This window comes from Winslowiella toletana, from assembly GCF_017875465.1.
Taxonomy (GTDB): Bacteria; Pseudomonadota; Gammaproteobacteria; order Enterobacterales; family Enterobacteriaceae; genus Erwinia; species Erwinia toletana.
This window is the reverse complement of sequence record NZ_JAGGMQ010000001.1, coordinates 1,311,919-1,330,397: the sequence shown is the minus strand read 5'-3', so window position 1 is coordinate 1,330,397 and position 18,479 is coordinate 1,311,919. Positions and strand designations below refer to the sequence as shown.

Below are 18,479 nucleotides of genomic sequence, written 5' to 3'. Positions count from 1 at the left end.
CGGCAGGCTTTAAGTGACTAAGTGAATGCGAAAGCGGTGGTTAATACCACCGCTTTTTTATTGCCCTGATTACACCAGTGCTTTCAACCGGTAGATCCATTCCAGCGCCTGACGCGGCGACAACGAATCCGGATCCAGCGCTTCAAGCGCTTCTACCGCAGGCGAAGTCTCTTCCACCAGCAATGGCAACTGTGCGCCATCGGCGCTGGATGCAGCTGCACTGCCTGATAACGCTTCCAGTTCTTTCAGCTTTTGCCGCGCGCGTTTGATCACATCCTTTGGTACACCCGCCAGCAAGGCGACAGCCAGACCATAACTTTTACTGGCGGCGCCTTCCTGTACGCTGTGCATAAAGGCGATGGTATCGCCATGTTCAATTGCATCCAGATGGACATTCACCACCCCTTCCATTTTTTCCGGCAGCGTCGTCAGTTCGAAATAGTGGGTGGCAAATAGCGTCATCGCTTTGATGCGGTTCGCCAGGCTTTCCGCACAGGCCCAGGCCAGTGAGAGTCCGTCATAGGTTGAGGTGCCACGGCCAATTTCATCCATCAGCACCAGGCTATATTCCGTCGCGTTATGCAGAATATTGGCGGTTTCGGTCATCTCAACCATAAAGGTGGAACGGCCTGAGGCAAGGTCATCCGCCGCGCCGACGCGGGTGAAAATACGGTCGATAGGGCCGATAACCGCCTGTTCCGCCGGGACAAAACTGCCGATATAGGCCATCAGCGCAATCAGCGCGGTCTGCCGCATATAGGTGCTTTTACCGCCCATATTCGGACCGGTAATCACCAGCATACGACGTTGTGGCGCAAGGGTTAGCGGGTTAGCGATAAATGGCTCTTTCAGAACCTGCTCTACTACCGGATGACGGCCGCCGGTCAGTTTGATGCCGATTTTATCGCTGAGCACCGGGCGCGAGTAATTCAGCGTCCATGCGCGTTCGGCGAGGTTGGCTAACACATCGAGTTCCGCCAGCGCGCCAGCACTCAGCTGCAACGCTTCCAGATGGGGCAGCAGCAGATCGAACAGCTCGTCGTACAGGCTTTTTTCCAGCGCCAGCGCTTTACCTTTTGAGGTCAGGACTTTGTCTTCGTACTCTTTCAGTTCCGGAATGATATAGCGCTCGGCATTTTTTAGCGTCTGGCGGCGTACATAGTTGATTGGCACCAGATGACTCTGTCCACGACTGACCTGAATATAGTAGCCATGTACCGCATTAAAGCCGACTTTTAGCGTATCCAGACCCAGCTTCTCGCGCTCACGGATCTCCAGGCGATCGAGGTAATCCGTCGCGCCGTCGGCCAGCGCGCGCCACTCATCCAGCTCGGCGTTGTAACCCGCGGCAATCACGCCGCCGTCACGCACCAGCACCGGCGGCGCATCTTTAATCGCCCGCTCCAGCAGGTCGCGCAGCTCATTAAACTCACCCATCTGCTCGCGCAGGGTTTGCAGATGCGACACTTTGCTGGACTCCAGCTGCGCGCGCAGATCCGGCAGCTGCTGGAAGGCGTGGCGCATGCGCGCCAAATCCCGTGGTCGCGCGGTACGCAGCGCCAGACGGGCCAGAATACGTTCCAGATCACCTACCTGGCGCAGCGCCGGTTGCAGTTCTGCCCCGGTCTCCTGCAACGCCTGAATACTCTCCTGGCGATGATTGATAGTTACCGCATCACGTACCGGCATATGCAGCCAGCGTTTCAGCATACGGCTGCCCATTGGCGTAACGGTGCGATCCAGCACCGAGGCGAGGGTATTTTCAATACCGCCCGCAAGATTCTGGGTGATCTCCAGATTGCGGCGAGTCGCCGCATCCATAATGATGCCATCCTGCTGACGCTCCATGGTCAGCGAACGGATATGCGGCAGGGAAGTGCGCTGAGTATCTTTGACATATTGCAGCAGACAGCCTGCCGCGCGCAGCGCCATATGCGCCTGCTCCACGCCAAAGCCGCTCAGGTCGCGGGTGCCAAACTGCATATTCAGCTGCTGGCGCGCCGTATCGGGTTCAAATTCCCATAGCGGCCTGCGGCGCATGCCGCGACGATTATCGATCAGCTCCATCGCTGCAAAATCTTCCGGATAGAGCAGCTCGGCGGGATTGGTGCGTTGCAGTTCCGCCGCCATGGTCTCTTTATCGGTCGGCTCCGCCAGACGGAAACGGCCGGAGCTGATATCAAGGGTGGCGTAGCCAAAACCGCGTGAACCTTGCCAGATCGCGGCCAGCAGATTGTCCTGGCGCTCCTGCAGCAGCGCTTCATCGCTGATGGTGCCGGGGGTAACAATTCGCACCACCTTGCGTTCAACCGGGCCTTTACTTAACGCCGGATCGCCGACTTGTTCACAGATAGCCACCGACTCACCGAGCTGCACCAGTTTGGCGAGGTAGTTCTCTACCGCATGATAGGGGACGCCAGCCATCGGAATCGGTTCGCCTGCTGAAGCGCCACGTTTGGTCAGCGATATCTCCAGCAGCTGCGAGGCGCGTCTGGCGTCGTCAAAAAACAGTTCGTAGAAGTCACCCATACGGTAAAACAACAGGATGTCGGGATGCTCCGCTTTCAGGCGAAAGTACTGCTGCATCATCGGCGTATGGGCGTCGAGCTTATCTGTAGTGGTCATAAGGTTACCGGCTTCAGTCCATTGAAATTTGAGTTAATTGTGATGTCGTTTTCATCATTAGGTATCACAGGGTCTGGTGAAAAACAGGGGTGAGCAAAGTGACTGCTGCTCAGCTAAATCAAACAGTTATATTTAAAGTCATCGTTATCTGACTGACAAAGGGACTGGCAAATGGCCGCGCCCGCAACAGATTAGATTTTTTCAGTGGCTATACTAGCCCAGCGGGCAATCCGCTGTCACAGCTAAAAGCGGAAAGTATGCCGTAAAATTGCGATGTAACAGCCGGGCCATTGCATAGAGGGGTGGCGTAATCCACGAGAAAGCGGCGATATTTTGCCACTTCTCAGCTGATGGTCGCAACAGATGCGGTATAAGATGGATAATTGAAGGGTCTTGCCTGTAAAAGACCGAATTCGGCATCGCTTGCTTACGCAGCAAGCGATAGTGGCTGGTTTTCAGAGTGAACAATAATAATGACTAACTCTTCTCGTTGCCTCTTACTGCTGTCGCTGTTGTCCTGCGGAGTGAGCGCGGCGGCGGCAAATAGCGGCTCCAGCATGGCGATACTGCACGGTGCGATGAGCGTCGGCGTCGCGAACAATATTTATAAGAATAACTTTGTGTTAAACAGTGCGCCATTGCCGCAGGCAACGGTCACCAAAGTGTTCTGGAATTACTCGCTGGGCCAGAGTCAGATCCCCGCCGGCGGCACTTTGCAGGTCTATCTGTGTCAGGGATCGACCAGCAGCTGTGTTGATATCTCCAGCGAGCAGCAGGGCGCTACCAGTTATTTCTTCGGTAAGGTGGCGCAGATGCCGTTTTATCTCTACTACCGGGTGAATGGCCGCGTACCGATGCGTTATGTGCAGGGCAACGGCGATACGCAGTTAAGCATTAACTGGGAAGTAAAATAGATAATAAAAAACCCGCTGCGAATGGCGGGTTTTTTTATCGCAATAATAAAAAATCCATCATAGCGATGGATTTTTTTGACGCACAGGAGAGGATTATTAACGCAAGTTAACCAGGGTGTTAAGGATCTGGTCCTGGGTTTTAATGGTCTGCGCATTCGACTGATAGTTACGCTGAGCAACGATCATATTGACCAGCTCTTTACTCAGATCGACGTTGGAAGATTCCAGCGCGCCGGAAGTCAGGGTGCCGAGGTTACCGGTGCCTGCCACGCCAATCAGCGGCTGACCGGAAGAGGTGGTTTCCTGCCAGACGTTATCGCCTGCGGAAGAGAGACCTTCCGGGTTAGCAAAGTTAGCTAAAGCAATCTGTCCCAGTACCTGAGTACGGTTGTTGGAATAACTACCAACGATAGTACCGTCATCACTGATTGAGTATGAAGTGAGGTCGCCCGGTGCATAACCATCCTGCGTCGGGTTGCCAAAGGTATCGGCGCCCGTGTTCTGCTGCATACTGCCGGTCATCGACAAATTAAAACTTGATGCATCGGCACCATTTAATGATGTCATCGCGATCGGCTGCGCGGTGGTTGGGGTGAGCAATTCGCCGGTGGCGCTGCTGAATGTCATCGTAAAGTCAGCAGCAGCATCGCCGGTGCTGGCATCAACCGGATGAACCGTCCATGAGTTATCGGTAGCATCTTTGACAAAGTAGAGATCGATCTGATGGGTGTTACCTAATGAGTCATAGGCAGTGACAGTGGTTTTGGCGTTATAGCTGTCTGCATCAGTGGTGGAGAAAGTAGCATTGGTCGGTACAGAGTCTGATGAGTTCAGGTTGGCCACCAGAGAGGCTGTCGAGGTCGCTTTCGCCGTCATCTGGGTGGTTGGGATCGTCAGGGCAACCGGTGAGGCGCCAGTCTGAACCGCCATCGGGCTGCCGGATGCCGGATAGCCGGTCACTTTTAAGCCCTGGGTGTTAACAATGTTACGGTTCTCATCAAGCGTAAACTGACCGTTGCGGCTGTAGTAGACCGCGCCAGCGGTGTCGGTTAAACGGAAAAAACCTTGTTTATTGATCGCCACGTCGAGGCCACGGCTGGTAGTTGTCGCGGTGCCATCGTTAAAGTTCTGGATAACGCCGGCGACTTTTACGCCCATACCAACGTTAGAACCGGCGAACATATCGGCAAAAGCGACGGTGCTGGATTTAAAGCCTGAGGTTGCTGAGTTGGCGATATTGTTACCAATAACGTCAAGGTTGCTGGAAGCCGCGTTTAAGCCGCTTACTGCTTGTGAAAATGCCATGTAACACTCCTAACCTGTGAGTCTGATGAAGTCGATGCGCGGAAGTTTTGTACACATCACCTGTGTGTCTGTGTGCATTCATCATTCTATCGGTCGGGTTAACACGGCTATCCCAGGAATAGACGGCAATACTGTGGTTAATTTGAGCTTAAAAATGAGCAATTTAACTTAAGTCAGTTTTTGGCTGCTTTGGGGCATATAAAGAAGGGGAGAAATAAGCGCCCCGCAGAGGGGGCGCCTGATAATCAGAAGTCGTAACGCAGACGCACCAGAGTCATATCACCGAGGTTATCGGTGCTGGAGGTAAATACATGTTCCACATCGGCGCGGAAGCCGTAGTCGAACTGGAAGGTAATACCGGCGCCGTTATCAATACGCTGATAATCACGACCAGTAACATACTCCAGACGGTCACCCATCACGTAAGGCATAATCGATTTCACGGCATACTGACCCACCGGCACGGTATAACCCGCGAGGTATTCAACCCCCCACGCATCGCCAGCAAAGTAGTTATCGACATCAACTTGTTTGGTGGTGAGGAAGTTATCGTACCAGCCGCCACCCGCGCTAAGCGTCCAGTTGCCTGGTTTCCAGCTCAGTGCGGTGCCGATAATATTCTGGTTGTAATCTTTGCTGTTGCCATCAGCAGGGTCACGCATCTCCGCTTTGGTGTAGTTCCAGGAGGTGCCCCAGCTCAGGTCATGGGTGAGATGATAATCAATACCCAGTGAGCCGCCGCCCTGGCGCTTATAACGCAGACCGTTACCCGGCAGGTACTCATTATCGCTGAACAGATAGGAGGCATAGATATCGGCATCGCCAAAGCTGTTTTTATACTTCAGCATTTTGCGCGAACGATAAGAGCCGTCGTAGTCGCCATTAATTCCGTTGCCTGGCGCCTGCGCCAGCATATCGTAATCCCAGATATCGGTTTTCGCGCCGACCACATCATAATAAACGCTGTTTTGCTGACCAAAGGTCAACATACCCCAGGTTTTACTTTTCAGACCGGTATATAACATACGGCGGCTGGTATTATTGGCGCCATCGGTGTAATGATGATCCCAGTCAAACAGCGCCGGAATATTAACACCCAGTTCATAATAATTTACCCAACTGATATCATCGAACAGATAATAGTCTGCCGCAAAGCGGAAACGGGTGCCGCCATCAAAGCCATTGCGTTTATATGAACCATTATCGCCGCCGCCGGTCATATTATTGAACTGGGGACGGATACTGCCGCCAATGGTGAAGTTAAGACGGCTCAACGGGTCACCCGCCTGCGGATCCTGTTTTAACAGAGTGATTTCTGCATGTGCTGCAAAAGAGGTGCTGCCGACAACCAGGGCTAAACCAATCACCTGGCTTAAAACGCGCATTTTAATTGCCATTATTATTCCTGCTTACCATTGCCAACGTTATAACGCACCGGCGTTAATCTTTTTTATTGTGCGGACAGAAAAGTCGCGCACTGGCTTTTATCATTATCCTTAGCGGGCTAATTAACAAAAAGCGTCATCAATGGTAAAAACGGGTTAAATAGCATTTTGAGTAAAGTATGGTTACGATTTGAAATATTCTTTATAGCTCCGCGCTATATAGATTATTTAAATATTGTTGTAATCGTCTTGCACGGGCGGTGAGAGGATGCGCGTGCAAGTCGATAAAACATAAGCGATCAGATTAGCAGCAGCTTGTCGGCAATCGCCATCCAGCCCGCCGGTTCTTTAATCAATTTTTCTACATTATGTTTGCCCCAGATAAAACCGGTGACGCCCCGGCGCGCGAACAGCTCAAACAAAATCTGTCGCGCCGGTCCGCTGTCCTCCGCTTTATCCGCTCCCTGGCCTTCAAGGATGACGGTTTCCTGATATGCGCGCCAGTGCAGATCCATCGCGGTCATGCGGCAGACATTGGTAAACTTCAACTGAATACCAAGTTTTGCACCGGTGGCGACGCTGCTGCCTATAATCGACATGGCCGTCGACAACGCCGGTATCGTCACCAGCACGGTGGCGCTAAGCTGACCGCCTCGCACCGCCAGCTTCATATGTTTCATATTAATGATCACCTCCAGCCAGCACTGAATGGTGATGCTTTCGCGGTGTCTTTTGGCGATATCATGAAACATCTTCAGATGGGCCAGCGTAGAGGCGGAGGCGGTGCTGTTTTGTGCCAGCGAGCCGATATCGACAAAAGTCACCAGCGAACCGATCCCCCCACCGGCGGCAGTGATGGTGGCTGCCACGCCGGTATAGCCTCTTTTTTCCAGATAAGCGTGCGTCTCGGGACTGCGGCCCTCATCGTGTTTATGCCAGACAAACCATGGGTTAGGCGTCGTAGTGGCCGGATAGTCATTAATCAGGCCGTAAAGCTCTTTGAGTACGCTGCTGGAGGTATTCAGCATCGGTATCCCGGTCAGGGCGTCCACCAGCGCGGTCGAGGCGTCGGCAAAAGTCCACAGCAGCTGTTTACGATCCACCCCATCATGGGCCGCCTGTTCAATCATCTGGCGAATATGACGATGGTAATCACCCGTACTCATCTTATTTTTTTTCATCTTAATATCCTTATTTCAGACAGGGGATACTGCAACGACGGGTAATTAATTCTCTGTAGCAGAGGTAATTACCACGTGATTATTTGACGCTTTTTTGGCTTCTTTTTCGGTAATGTCAATCAGGCCGATATACATTTGCCTGACGAATGACATCAGTTTTGGATTGAAAATATCATTATGATCGCGGCTTATGTCATGGCTGGTCTGAATAACCCAGAACGGATTCATTTCAGGACGCCATTGTGGAGTAGCGACAAGTTCCAGCCGTGAGCAGAGATATTCATGACGATGGATACCGCGCTGCACTATTTCCGTCATTCGCTGGCTCTCCCGCTGCAGCAGGGTTCCCGGGCTGTTACATACCCGCAGACAGGAAAGATCATCTTGCGCACAGAGAGAGAGCTTGTGGGTCGTATAGCGAGAATTGTGACCGACGGTTTTCAGTGTGGCCAGCCGCTGCTGATCCGATACTTTGCGCAGCAGAGTGGGCGCCAGCCGTCCCAGCGGAAAGGCTATGCCTGTCGCCAAATCGGCGGAGGAGGTGATGGTAAGCACCAGCGGAAATTGATAACGCGACAGGCACTTCAGCCTTTCTGCGGCCACTTTTATCGGTTCGTAGATTGATCCTTCAAATGCCGGATTGACCAGCACCAGCAGATCGCCATAGCGTGACAGAAACTTACGCTGCTCACAGCTATCAGCGGAGAGCGCATTGCTATAGCGTGATGCGGCGCGAAGAAATTCACCACTCATCGCCCGCCAGGCAATCAGGCCGCCAAATGAGTGGCCAATTACCAGCATTCGAATTTTGCGTTCCCCCGCTTCGTTGCGACCGCTATCGCGCCAGGCATGCAGCCAGGAGAACAGCTCACGCACCGAACCTTGAGCCACACGTTCGGCGGCACTCATGCGATTCCAGAACGACAGCATTTCGATGCCAGGCAGACTGATGGCATCGCCGCGCCAGCCAATATACACCCCAATAGTGCGGCGGCCATTAGCGCCTTCTGCTTCGGCAATCGTGTTGAGCAGGGCGCGAAAGTTACGCACGTTGCTGTCATTGGCAGCAGCATTGTGAGTCCAGCCATGCACGTATACCACCAGTGAGATGCCCTGTTGTTGATATTGCTGCTGGTAGTGGTTTAGCCGGGCAATAAAATGGTCCATAAAATCTCGCGTCGGATGGGCGTTGCGATCTTCACCCTGATACCAGCCTTCGTCATCAAATTCAGCAATAACCAGATCATAATTAGCGCGTTCTTCCACGGCACGCTGCAGGCAAATATGCTGTTCTTTCGCGACCTTTTTCAGGTTGATTTCCTGTTTGTCCGGGAATTGATTATAAAAACTCTCGCACTGGGGGGCATCGACAAACCCGGCCGGGCGTGCTGGCCCGCTGGGGGTACAGGCCGCTGGAAGAAGAATAAATATTGGCAGGGCCAGTAATATGAAAATATATCTGGCCTGCATAAACTGTAAGCTATTCCTTACCAAAGTAAACGGCTCCCTGCCTGCATTTTTATCCTGAAAATCACCCTGATAATAATAGAACGGATGAGTCAGTAAAAGAGGGGCGGCAGTTGATTTTATTTAAAGGGTTAACGTAATGTTTATATAACGATGCGCTGAGTTTTTAGGTTTATTATCTTTAACGGGAAATAACTAAATATTAATAAAGTGATAATAGATAAAAGGCGTCAATACTATCTGGTTGCAGGCATGCTGCGATCTATGGACGATTACCGCCCAGACTGCCATTATCCGGCCGTTATCAGCCTGGCGGATAAAAGCATTACAGGGGCTGTTTTACTGCGTGCCCTGGGTAGCCGTCATGATGGCCGGGGGAGAAGGTAAGTTATTGTCTAATCACAGTTTCAGACAATCAGTATCAGGAAATGAATATTTAACCCGATTATCGTGCTGTCTTTTTCGCGCGCATCGGGTGTAAAATGTATACCTATAAAGATTGTGGTTTATGATTCGCAAGGCTTTTAATGTTATTTAATTCAATTTTAAGGGGTTAAGGTGCAACAGCTACCAAACTGTCCAAAATGTAATTCCACGTTCACCTGGCAGGAAGGCGACCAGTTGAACTGTCCTGAATGCGGTAATGAATGGTCGGCTACTGCCGCCTCTGCCGAAGATGAGGGGCTGATTGTGCGTGATGCCAATGGCAACCTGCTGGCGGATGGTGATGCGGTGACCGTGGTTAAAGACCTGAAAGTGAAAGGCAGCTCGTCCACCCTGAAAATTGGCACCAAAGTGAAAAGCATTCGTCTGGTGGAAGGCGATCATAATATCGATTGTAAAATCGATGGCTTTGGCCCGATGAAGCTGAAATCAGAGTTTGTAAAGAAAAGCTGATTTCTCTCTGCCGTTGCCACTAGCTGCGCAACGGCAGCAGCATTACTTCTGCGCCATTACCTGCTGCATGATCTGATTTTGCCAGGCAAAATAAGGGTTCCACGTCAGGCGTGCGTGAATTTTACCTGTTTCGCGATAGCCCCAGTCAGAAAACCACACCTCCGCACCGGCGCGACAGGCGCGATAATCGCTCTCCGTTTGACCATTTTCACATATACGATCGCTACCGTGCTCACCGTACAGGGGATTGTCTGGCGCAAACAGCACTGACATATGCGAAAACTGACTAATATGTCGATCGGGCAGGCGGTCTGGCCGGATTAGCACCCGTGAAGAGAGTACCGGTGAGGCCGGTTTATTGCCGTACCAGATCAGGCGGCTGGCGGGATGAGTAAAAGTACTGTCGAACTGGTTAAGAAAGCTCATGGTGGCCAGCACCGAGTCATGCTCAGTCAGCACCATTAGCGTTGGTTTACTGTAACCGTTGCGGCTTAGCAGCTGTTGGGCGGCGGCGCTGGTGCGGTAAAACTGGGCGAAGCCATTGGTCGGCACCAGCATATAGCGCGTCGCGCGCTGTTCCGGATAGCCAGCACGCGGCTCACGCAGCCAGTCGGTAAATACCGCCAGCAACGGGGTGATAAAATCGAAGGTTACGTTGGATTTTATGGCTGGTGAGAACAGCAGCAGACCTGCCACCTGCGGCTGTTCAATGGCATATTCCAGCGCCAGGTTACCGCCAGTGGAAAAGCCGCCGAGCCACACCTGTCCCACATCCTGTTGCAGGATCGCCGCCTGTTCATTGACCACCCGTCGCCAGTCATCAATCGAGACGCCAATCAAATCCTGCGGTCGGGTGCCGTGGCCGGGCAGCAGCAGCGTACGCACCAGATATCCCTGTCGCGCCAGCTGCGGGCCAATATCGCTGAAGGAACCCGGCGCATCCCCGAGGCCGTGGATCAGCAGCACCCCTTTGTCAGGCTTGCCGCCGACGGGTCGCCACTCCTGCGGCGTATTCCAGAGTAATTCCTGCTGGCGATGGTTGCTCTGAAAGTGACGATGCTGCTGCACCCAGGCGGTGGTTTCCCGCTGATAGTCGGCAAACGTCGCCTGCCCGTCAGGCGGTAGCGCAGAAGGCGCGCGGGCGCAGCCACTGAGCGCAACCAGCCATGCCAGCGCAAGCAGCGCAGCTAATTTTAAGCGTAACGTCACTAAGCATTTCCTGAATCATCCGGCTGAAGCAGCAGCATAACCTGGTCTGCGCAGCACTGCCTGATGCTTATGACATCAGAATGGTTATTCAGCGAACAGGCGATCCAGCGTCTGACACTGCTGTTCACTCAGGGCGCCGCCATAGTTGCGCGATGCGGCTGTCATATAACCATGCTGGCGCGCCACGGCGGTTTTAATCGCGCTGACAAAATCATCGCCAAGGGTATAAATCGCCATCAGTTTGCCAATCCGTTGCTGAATACGCGTCAGTTCCGCCAAATCTTGTGCTTTCCATGCCTGCATGGCGCGGGCAAACAGTTCGGGCACCAGATTATTCAGGCCGCAAATCACCCCGGCGCCGCCTGCCAGCAAATTGGGCAGTAAATATTCATCGTAGCCAGACAGCACCGCGAAATCGGGACGCACTTTTTTCGTCTCTTCAATCAGCTGGCGGTTATGGGACAGGCAGTCCATGGTGTCTTTAATGCCGATAAATTTCGGCAGTTCCGCCGCCAGTTCCGCCACCAGCGCGGCATCGAGATCGCAACCGGTACGCGCCGGAAAGTTATAGGCAAACCATTTGCCCGGCAGACGCTGGTCCAGTTCACGGTAGTAGCTCAGCAGCTGTTTTCGCGTCTGGCCAAAGTAATAAGGCGGTAACACCATCACAGCATCATAACCGGATTGATCGGCCTGCTCCGCCAGTTGCAGCATATCGGCAACGCAGGTCGTGGATACGTTGGCAACCATTGGCAGCGTTGACATGGCGCGCGCTTCGCGAATCAGCAGCAGGCGCTCCTGCTGGCTGAGCGAGACGAATTCACCAATACTGCCCATCAGCAACAGCGCATCAATTCCTGCGGCGGTTAAGCGTGTAAAATGTTGATGTAGCGCATTAAGGTCGACATTACCCTGACTATCAAATGGGGTAACGGAAGGGCACCAGACACCACTAAATTGGCTTTCTACAGACATAACAGGCTCCGGATGGTTAGTGATCAAATTGAAACGTTGTTTTAACTTACTGATGAATGGCGGCGGACGCCATACTTGTCGTGGTAATTACCCGAGCTGCTTCGCATTTTTTGTTTTGTGCGCAGGCTGAATAAGGTGCTGAACTTAAGCGGTCTGTGTTTTTCAACATTGCCGCCAACCGTCGTTGGTTTAACCTGATTGCGAGGTTCGCATGAAAGAGTGGAATCCTGAGCTGTATCGTCAGTTTGAAGCAGAAAGAACCCGTCCGGCGCTGGAGCTGGTGGCGCGAATCCCGGCGATTGAGATTCATAACGCCACTGACCTTGGCTGCGGTCCTGGCAACAGTACCGAACTGCTCTGGCGTGCCTGGCCGCTGGCGAAAATCACCGGGCTGGACAGTTCGCTGACCATGCTGCAACAGGCGCAGCAACGTTTACCTGATTGCCATTTTGTCGCGGCGGATATCCGCAGCTGGCAGGCCTCGCCGCAACAGGATGTGATTTTCGCCAATGCCTCACTACAGTGGCTGAATGACCATCCGCAGCTGTTTCCTCATCTGGTAGCGCAGCTGGCGGAATATGGCGTGCTGGCGATCCAGATGCCCGATAACCTCGATCAACCCAGCCATCGCCTGATGCGCGAAGTGGCCGGACGTGCGGCATGGCGTGAGAAAATCGATAGCCATGCGGCGGATCGCAAAAAGTTACTGAGCGCGGAGCACTATTATGACTTGCTGACGGTGGCCGGTTGTCGCGTCGATATCTGGCGCACCACTTACTATCATCTGATGCCTGATGCCGCGGCGATTATCGACTGGCTGCGCGCTACCGGGCTGCGTCCTTTTCTCGCAGCGTTAAATGAGCGTGAGCAGCAGGCATTTTTGCAGGCGTATCTGGCGGAAATCAGTGAGGCTTATCCGCCGCAGGCCGATGGTCAGGTATTACTCGCCTTTCCGCGTCTGTTTATGGTGGCGCAAAAGCATTAAGCCGTTGTTTCTGAAGGTAGCGCGCAAAATGCTGATTTACGCCGCCGCCTGCGACGAAAAGTGCTACGCCTTTCCCGCTATTTATTGCTACCGTTGCAGCTTGCCCGTAGCCAGGACTATCGATATGACTGACGACCAATTAAACCAACTGAGTGCCGCCATCGGGGCGCAATTGCAGCGCCGCAACGCCACCGTCACTGCGGCGGAATCCTGTACTGGAGGTTGGATCAGTAAGGTGATTACTGATATTGCCGGCAGTTCGGCGTGGTTTGAACGCGGCTTTGTCACTTACAGTAATGAGGCGAAGCAGCAATTAACTGGCGTCACCGCCACTGCGCTGGAGCAGTTCGGCGCGGTCAGTGAGCAGGTAGTGCGTGAAATGGCGCTGGGGGCATTGCAGGCGGCGCATGCTGATTTCGCCATTTCGGTTAGCGGCATCGCGGGCCCGGATGGCGGCACCGCCGAAAAACCGACCGGCACCGTGTGGTTTGGCTTTGCCAGCGCCAACGGAACTGTGCTGACCCGGCGGCAACATTTTGCCGGAGACCGCGAGGCGGTTCGCCGTCAGGCAACCGGCTGGGCGCTGCAAACGCTACATGATGATTTTCTCGAAAATAAACTTGATACTGTATGACCATACAGTATAATCACGGTTATTCGTATTACAGCAAAGCAACCTCGAGTGTGCTTTACCCTGCATGATTAGGAGTGGAAATGGCTATTGACGAAAACAAGCAAAAAGCACTGGCAGCCGCGCTGGGCCAGATTGAGAAGCAGTTCGGTAAAGGCACCATCATGCGCCTGGGTGAAGACCGCTCAATGGACGTGGAGACCATCTCTACCGGTTCGCTTTCACTGGATATCGCACTGGGTGCAGGCGGCTTGCCGATGGGCCGTATTGTTGAGATCTATGGCCCTGAGTCTTCCGGTAAAACGACGCTGACGTTACAGGTGATTGCTTCTGCACAGCGTAAAGGTAAAACCTGCGCCTTTATCGATGCCGAGCACGCACTGGATCCGGTCTACGCCAAAAAACTGGGCGTGGATATCGATAATCTGCTCTGCTCGCAGCCGGATACCGGTGAGCAGGCGCTGGAAATCTGTGATGCGCTGGCGCGTTCTGGCGCGGTTGATGTGATTATCGTCGACTCCGTTGCCGCGTTAACGCCGAAAGCTGAAATTGAAGGTGAAATCGGTGACTCTCATATGGGCCTTGCAGCACGTATGATGAGCCAGGCGATGCGTAAACTGGCCGGTAACCTGAAGCAGTCCAATACGCTGCTGATCTTTATCAACCAGATCCGTATGAAAATCGGTGTGATGTTCGGTAACCCGGAAACCACTACCGGTGGTAACGCTCTGAAGTTCTACGCCTCTGTTCGCCTCGATATCCGCCGTATTGGCGCGATTAAAGAGGGTGATAATGTGGTCGGCAGCGAGACCCGCGTAAAAGTGGTGAAAAACAAAATCGCTGCGCCATTTAAGCAGGCTGAATTCCAGATTATGTACGGCGAAGGTATCAATATTTACGGCGAGCTGGTTGATCTCGGCGTGAAGCATAAGCTGATTGAGAAAGCCGGTGCATGGTACAGCTATAACGGCGACAAAATTGGTCAGGGTAAAGCTAACTCAGGTAACTTCCTGAAAGAAAACCCGGCGGTGGCTAATGAGATTGAGCAGAAACTGCGTGATATGCTGCTCAATACGCCGGCTGAGAAAGCTGACTATGTCGCTGAGGTTTTTGAGAAAGAAGCCAGCGAAACCAACGAAGATTTCTGATCGTTGTCGGGCGGCGCGAATGCCGCCCCTGCATAACCCGTACGGGTGCCGCGAATGCCGCTTCTGCATAAACCCGTAGGGGCGGCGTTCTCGCCGCCCGTATCAATGACTGGCACAATATCCAAAAGCATCCGCATCGCCAATATTGATAATTGCCACCAGCCGCCATAACGACACTACGCCCTGCTTTTATCTGCCTTAATCGCCTTATCCTCTGCTTTACCGCGCCTTATCCTGCTGTTTCTGTCGCCAGTCGGCTAACTTTCTTTGTTTCTCAGCCCGTTTCTGGTTAGGCTCTGCTATTCAGGCAGGCGATCGCCTGAATTGGTATCACCAGGTTTAAACTGTTTCGGAGTATTATGTCAGACGCCACCACCGCCCGTAATCAATATGCTCGTCTGCTCGATCGCGCAATGCGCATTCTGGCGATGCGTGATCACAGCGAAGCAGAGTTTCGCCAGAAGCTGACGCTTTCCATGCAGCGTTCGGCACGCTTCCATCAGGAGGAAGCGCCTGAGATTGCCGAAGAAGATGTCGAAAAAGTGGTGGCCTGGTGCTATGAGCATAGCTGGCTGGATGATAACCGTTTTGCTGAGCGCTTCGTTGCCAGTCGCAGCCGTAAAGGCTATGGTCCGCAACGTATCAGAATGGAGCTGGGGCAAAAGGGCATTGGCCGCGAACTGACTGCTGCGACCTTAGAAGGCGCGGAGATTGACTGGTCAGCACAAGCCTTCGATGTCGCAGAACGTAAGTTTGGCTTACCGCTGCCGACAGAATGGAAGGAAAAAGCTAAAGTGCAGCGTTATTTGCTGTCGAAAGGCTTCTTTATGGAAGATATTCAGGCCATTTTCAGAAATTTTGACAATTGACCCCCGATGGGATTTTACTTCGTACTGAAGAAAATTTATCTTATTCCCACTTTTTGTTCGTGTGTCACCGGGCTGCCAGACGGGTTGTCCGCGTCGTAAGATGCACGAAACGTTCGTTAGCGTGATTCCAGGATAATTATGAGCAAGAGCACTGCTGAGATCCGTCAGGCGTTTCTCGACTTTTTCCATAGCAAGGGACATCAGGTTGTAGCCAGTAGCTCCCTCGTGCCCCATAACGACCCAACGTTACTGTTTACTAACGCCGGGATGAACCAGTTTAAAGACGTTTTCCTCGGTCAGGATAAGCGCAATTACTCGCGTGCGACCACTTCGCAGCGCTGTGTTCGCGCTGGTGGTAAGCATAACGATCTTGAGAACGTCGGCTATACCGCACGTCATCACACTTTCTTTGAAATGCTGGGCAACTTCAGCTTTGGCGACTATTTCAAGCGCGAAGCAATCGGCTTTGCCTGGGAGTTACTGACCGGCGAGCAGTGGTTTAATCTGCCGAAAGAACGCCTGTGGGTCACCGTTTACGAGACCGATGACGAAGCATTTGATATCTGGGAAAAAGAAGTGGGTGTGCCGCGTGAGCGCATTATCCGTATCGGCGACAATAAAGGCGGTGCTTACGCGTCAGATAACTTCTGGCAGATGGGCGATACCGGTCCTTGTGGCCCATGCTCTGAAATCTTCTATGACCACGGCGATCATATCTGGGGTGGCCCACCAGGTTCAGCAGAAGAAGATGGCGATCGCTATATTGAGATCTGGAACATCGTCTTTATGCAGTTTAACCGTCAGGCTGATGGCGCGATGTTACCGCTGCCAAAACCGTCGGTTGATACCGGGATGGGTCTGGAACGCATTACTGCGGTACTGCAGCATGTTAACTCCAACTATGAAATCGATCTGTTCGCCAACCTGATTAAAGCGGTAGCGGAAGTAACCGGTGCTACCGATCTGGCCAATAAATCACTGCGCGTGATTGCTGACCATATTCGCTCCTGCGCGTTCCTGATTGCTGATGGGGTGATCCCATCCAACGAAAACCGTGGCTATGTGCTGCGCCGCATTATTCGCCGCGCGGTGCGCCACGGTAATATGCTGGGCGCTAATGGCACCTTCTTCTACAAACTGGTTGCGCCACTGATTGCCGTGATGGGCAGCGCCGGGGAAGAGTTGCAGGCACAGCAGGCGCAGGTTGAGCAGGTGCTGAAAGCGGAAGAAGAGCAGTTTGCTAAAACGCTGGAGCGCGGTCTGGCGCTGCTGGATGAAGAGCTGGCGCAGTTGCAGGGCGATACGCTGGATGGCGAGACGGTCTTCCGCCTGTATGACACCTTTGGTTTCCCGGCCGATTTAACCGCTGATGTGTGTCGTGAGCGTAATCTGAAAATTGATGAGGCCGGTTTCGAGCTTGCAATGGAGCAGCAGCGTCGTCGTGCGCGTGATGCCAGCGGTTTCGGTGCCGACTATAACAATGTGATTCGCATTGATTCTGCCTCTGCGTTTAAAGGCTATCAGCAGCTGGAACTGACAGCCGCGATCACAGCGATCTTCGTCGATGGTCAGCAGACTGATGAAATCACAGCCGGTCAGGAAGGGGTGATTGTTCTTGATGAGACGCCGTTCTATGGTGAATCGGGTGGCCAGGTTGGCGATACCGGTGAGCTGAAAGGGAACAATGCGCTGTTCGCCGTCAGCGATACGCAGAAATATAGCCAGGCGATTGGTCATATTGGCACGCTGGTTTCTGGTCATCTGCGCGTCGGCGATCGTCTTGATGCGCAGGTGGATGAGGCGCGTCGTGCGCGTATCCGTCTTAATCACTCCGCTACCCACTTGCTGCACGCGGCATTGCGTCAGGTGCTGGGTGACCACGTCGGTCAGAAAGGCTCGCTGGTCAACGATAAGTACCTGCGTTTTGACTTCTCCCATTTTGAAGCGATGAAGCCAGAACAAATTCGTCAGGTAGAAGATATTGTTAATGCGCAGATTCGGCGTAATCTGGCGATAGACACCAATATCATGGAGCTGGAAGCGGCGAAAGCACTAGGCGCGATGGCGCTGTTCGGCGAGAAGTATGATGATCACGTGCGGGTGTTAAGCATGGGCGACTTCTCCACCGAGCTGTGTGGTGGCACCCATGCCAGCCGGACCGGTGATATTGGACTGTTCCGCATTACTTCTGAGTCCGGCACCGCGGCAGGCGTACGTCGTGTTGAGGCGGTTACCGGTGAAGGCGCGCTGGCGCAGGTGCATGCCCAGAGCGAGCAACTGCAGGATATTGCTCAGCTGGTAAAAGCGAATAACAGTAATCTGAACGAGAAAGTGCGTTCGGTGATTGAACATGTTCGCCTGCTGGAGAAAGAGCTGCAGCAGTTGAAAGATCAGCAGGCTGCGCAGGAGAGTGCCTCCCTGAGCAGTAAAGCGCTGGAAGTGAAGGGGACGAAATTGCTGGTCAGTGAGCTCAGCAATGTTGAACCTAAAATGCTGCGTACGATGGTTGACGATCTGAAAAATCAGCTCGGTTCTGCAATTATTGTGCTGGCAACAGTGGTAGATGGAAAAGTATCCCTGATTGCCGGGGTGACAAAAGACCTTACCGACCGTGTGAAAGCGGGTGAGCTGGTTGGCGCGTTAGCGCAACAGGTTGGCGGTAAGGGCGGCGGACGCCCTGATATGGCTCAGGCGGGTGGTACAGATGCTCAGGCGCTGCCTGCGGCGCTGGCTGGCGTTGAGTCATGGGTTGCTGCAAAACTGTAACGATAAAAATGTATCGCTGGAGTGCGTCCGGGCCTTTGTGTCCGGACGTTTTGACCAAGTGGTACGCACCCTGTAATCATAAAGTCAGGTTGATGTAGTGTATTTCGGCTAAACTAAGTATC

Annotated in this window: 14 protein-coding genes; 7 read left to right on the top strand and 7 right to left on the bottom strand. The window is 53.1% G+C overall.

The genetic code is table 11. From position 1 onward, the window contains the following. Positions 1–69: 69 nt before the first annotated feature. Complete coding sequence (mutS, locus tag J2125_RS06245; protein ID WP_017803645.1) at positions 70–2,625, bottom strand: DNA mismatch repair protein MutS; 2,556 nt, start codon at positions 2,623–2,625, stop codon at positions 70–72. Between the two features lie 473 nt (positions 2,626–3,098). Between mutS and J2125_RS06240 the strand changes: the two genes are divergently transcribed. Further along, positions 3,099–3,539 (top strand): flagellar protein FlhE, encoded by a 441-nt coding sequence (locus J2125_RS06240; RefSeq protein WP_083865676.1) that lies wholly within the window; start codon positions 3,099–3,101, stop codon positions 3,537–3,539. A 96-nt stretch (positions 3,540–3,635) separates the two neighbouring features. Here the strand turns inward: J2125_RS06240 and flgE are convergent, their stop codons facing one another. The 4 genes from flgE to J2125_RS06220 all read right to left on the bottom strand — a co-directional run bounded on the left by flgE (position 3,636) and on the right by J2125_RS06220 (position 8,676). After that, positions 3,636–4,844, bottom strand: coding sequence for a flagellar hook protein FlgE (flgE, locus tag J2125_RS06235; protein ID WP_017803648.1), 1,209 nt, complete (start codon positions 4,842–4,844; stop codon positions 3,636–3,638). 245 nt (positions 4,845–5,089) lie between these two features. Then, on the bottom strand, positions 5,090–6,241 hold the full coding sequence (locus J2125_RS06230; RefSeq protein WP_017803649.1) for a porin: 1,152 nt from the start codon (positions 6,239–6,241) through the stop codon (positions 5,090–5,092). A 287-nt stretch (positions 6,242–6,528) separates the two neighbouring features. Beyond that, entirely contained in the window at positions 6,529–7,410 is an 882-nt protein-coding gene (locus J2125_RS06225) for a hypothetical protein (protein ID WP_017803650.1), read from the bottom strand. Between the two features lie 45 nt (positions 7,411–7,455). Then, positions 7,456–8,676: an alpha/beta fold hydrolase gene (locus J2125_RS06220; protein WP_157819484.1), complete on the bottom strand. Its 1,221-nt coding sequence runs from the start codon at positions 8,674–8,676 to the stop codon at positions 7,456–7,458. A gap of 759 nt (positions 8,677–9,435) precedes the next feature. Here J2125_RS06220 and J2125_RS06215 point away from each other — a divergent pair. Next, positions 9,436–9,774: a zinc ribbon domain-containing protein YjdM gene (locus tag J2125_RS06215; RefSeq protein WP_017803652.1), complete on the top strand. Its 339-nt coding sequence runs from the start codon at positions 9,436–9,438 to the stop codon at positions 9,772–9,774. A 42-nt stretch (positions 9,775–9,816) separates the two neighbouring features. Here the strand turns inward: J2125_RS06215 and J2125_RS06210 are convergent, their stop codons facing one another. Together J2125_RS06210 and J2125_RS06205 are read right to left on the bottom strand one after the other, a co-directional pair. Then, on the bottom strand, positions 9,817–10,983 hold the full coding sequence (locus tag J2125_RS06210; protein WP_017803653.1) for an alpha/beta hydrolase: 1,167 nt from the start codon (positions 10,981–10,983) through the stop codon (positions 9,817–9,819). Between the two features lie 84 nt (positions 10,984–11,067). Then, positions 11,068–11,958: a dihydrodipicolinate synthase family protein gene (locus J2125_RS06205; RefSeq protein WP_017803654.1), complete on the bottom strand. Its 891-nt coding sequence runs from the start codon at positions 11,956–11,958 to the stop codon at positions 11,068–11,070. Positions 11,959–12,169: 211 nt separating this feature from the next. Between J2125_RS06205 and tam the strand changes: the two genes are divergently transcribed. The 5 genes from tam (at position 12,170) to alaS (ending at position 18,357) form a co-directional block, all read left to right on the top strand. After that, complete coding sequence (gene tam, locus J2125_RS06200; RefSeq protein WP_017803655.1) at positions 12,170–12,943, top strand: trans-aconitate 2-methyltransferase; 774 nt, start codon at positions 12,170–12,172, stop codon at positions 12,941–12,943. A 124-nt stretch (positions 12,944–13,067) separates the two neighbouring features. Continuing rightward, entirely contained in the window at positions 13,068–13,577 is a 510-nt protein-coding gene (gene pncC, locus J2125_RS06195; protein WP_017803656.1) for a nicotinamide-nucleotide amidase, read from the top strand. 80 nt (positions 13,578–13,657) lie between these two features. Then, the gene (recA, locus tag J2125_RS06190; protein WP_017803657.1) at positions 13,658–14,722 is read left to right on the top strand and encodes a recombinase RecA; all 1,065 of its coding nucleotides are present in this window, start codon (positions 13,658–13,660) and stop codon (positions 14,720–14,722) included. 359 nt (positions 14,723–15,081) lie between these two features. Next, positions 15,082–15,591, top strand: coding sequence for a regulatory protein RecX (locus J2125_RS06185; protein ID WP_017803658.1), 510 nt, complete (start codon positions 15,082–15,084; stop codon positions 15,589–15,591). A gap of 138 nt (positions 15,592–15,729) precedes the next feature. Continuing rightward, on the top strand, positions 15,730–18,357 hold the full coding sequence (gene alaS / locus J2125_RS06180) for an alanine--tRNA ligase (RefSeq protein WP_017803659.1): 2,628 nt from the start codon (positions 15,730–15,732) through the stop codon (positions 18,355–18,357). Positions 18,358–18,479: the final 122 nt, after the last annotated feature.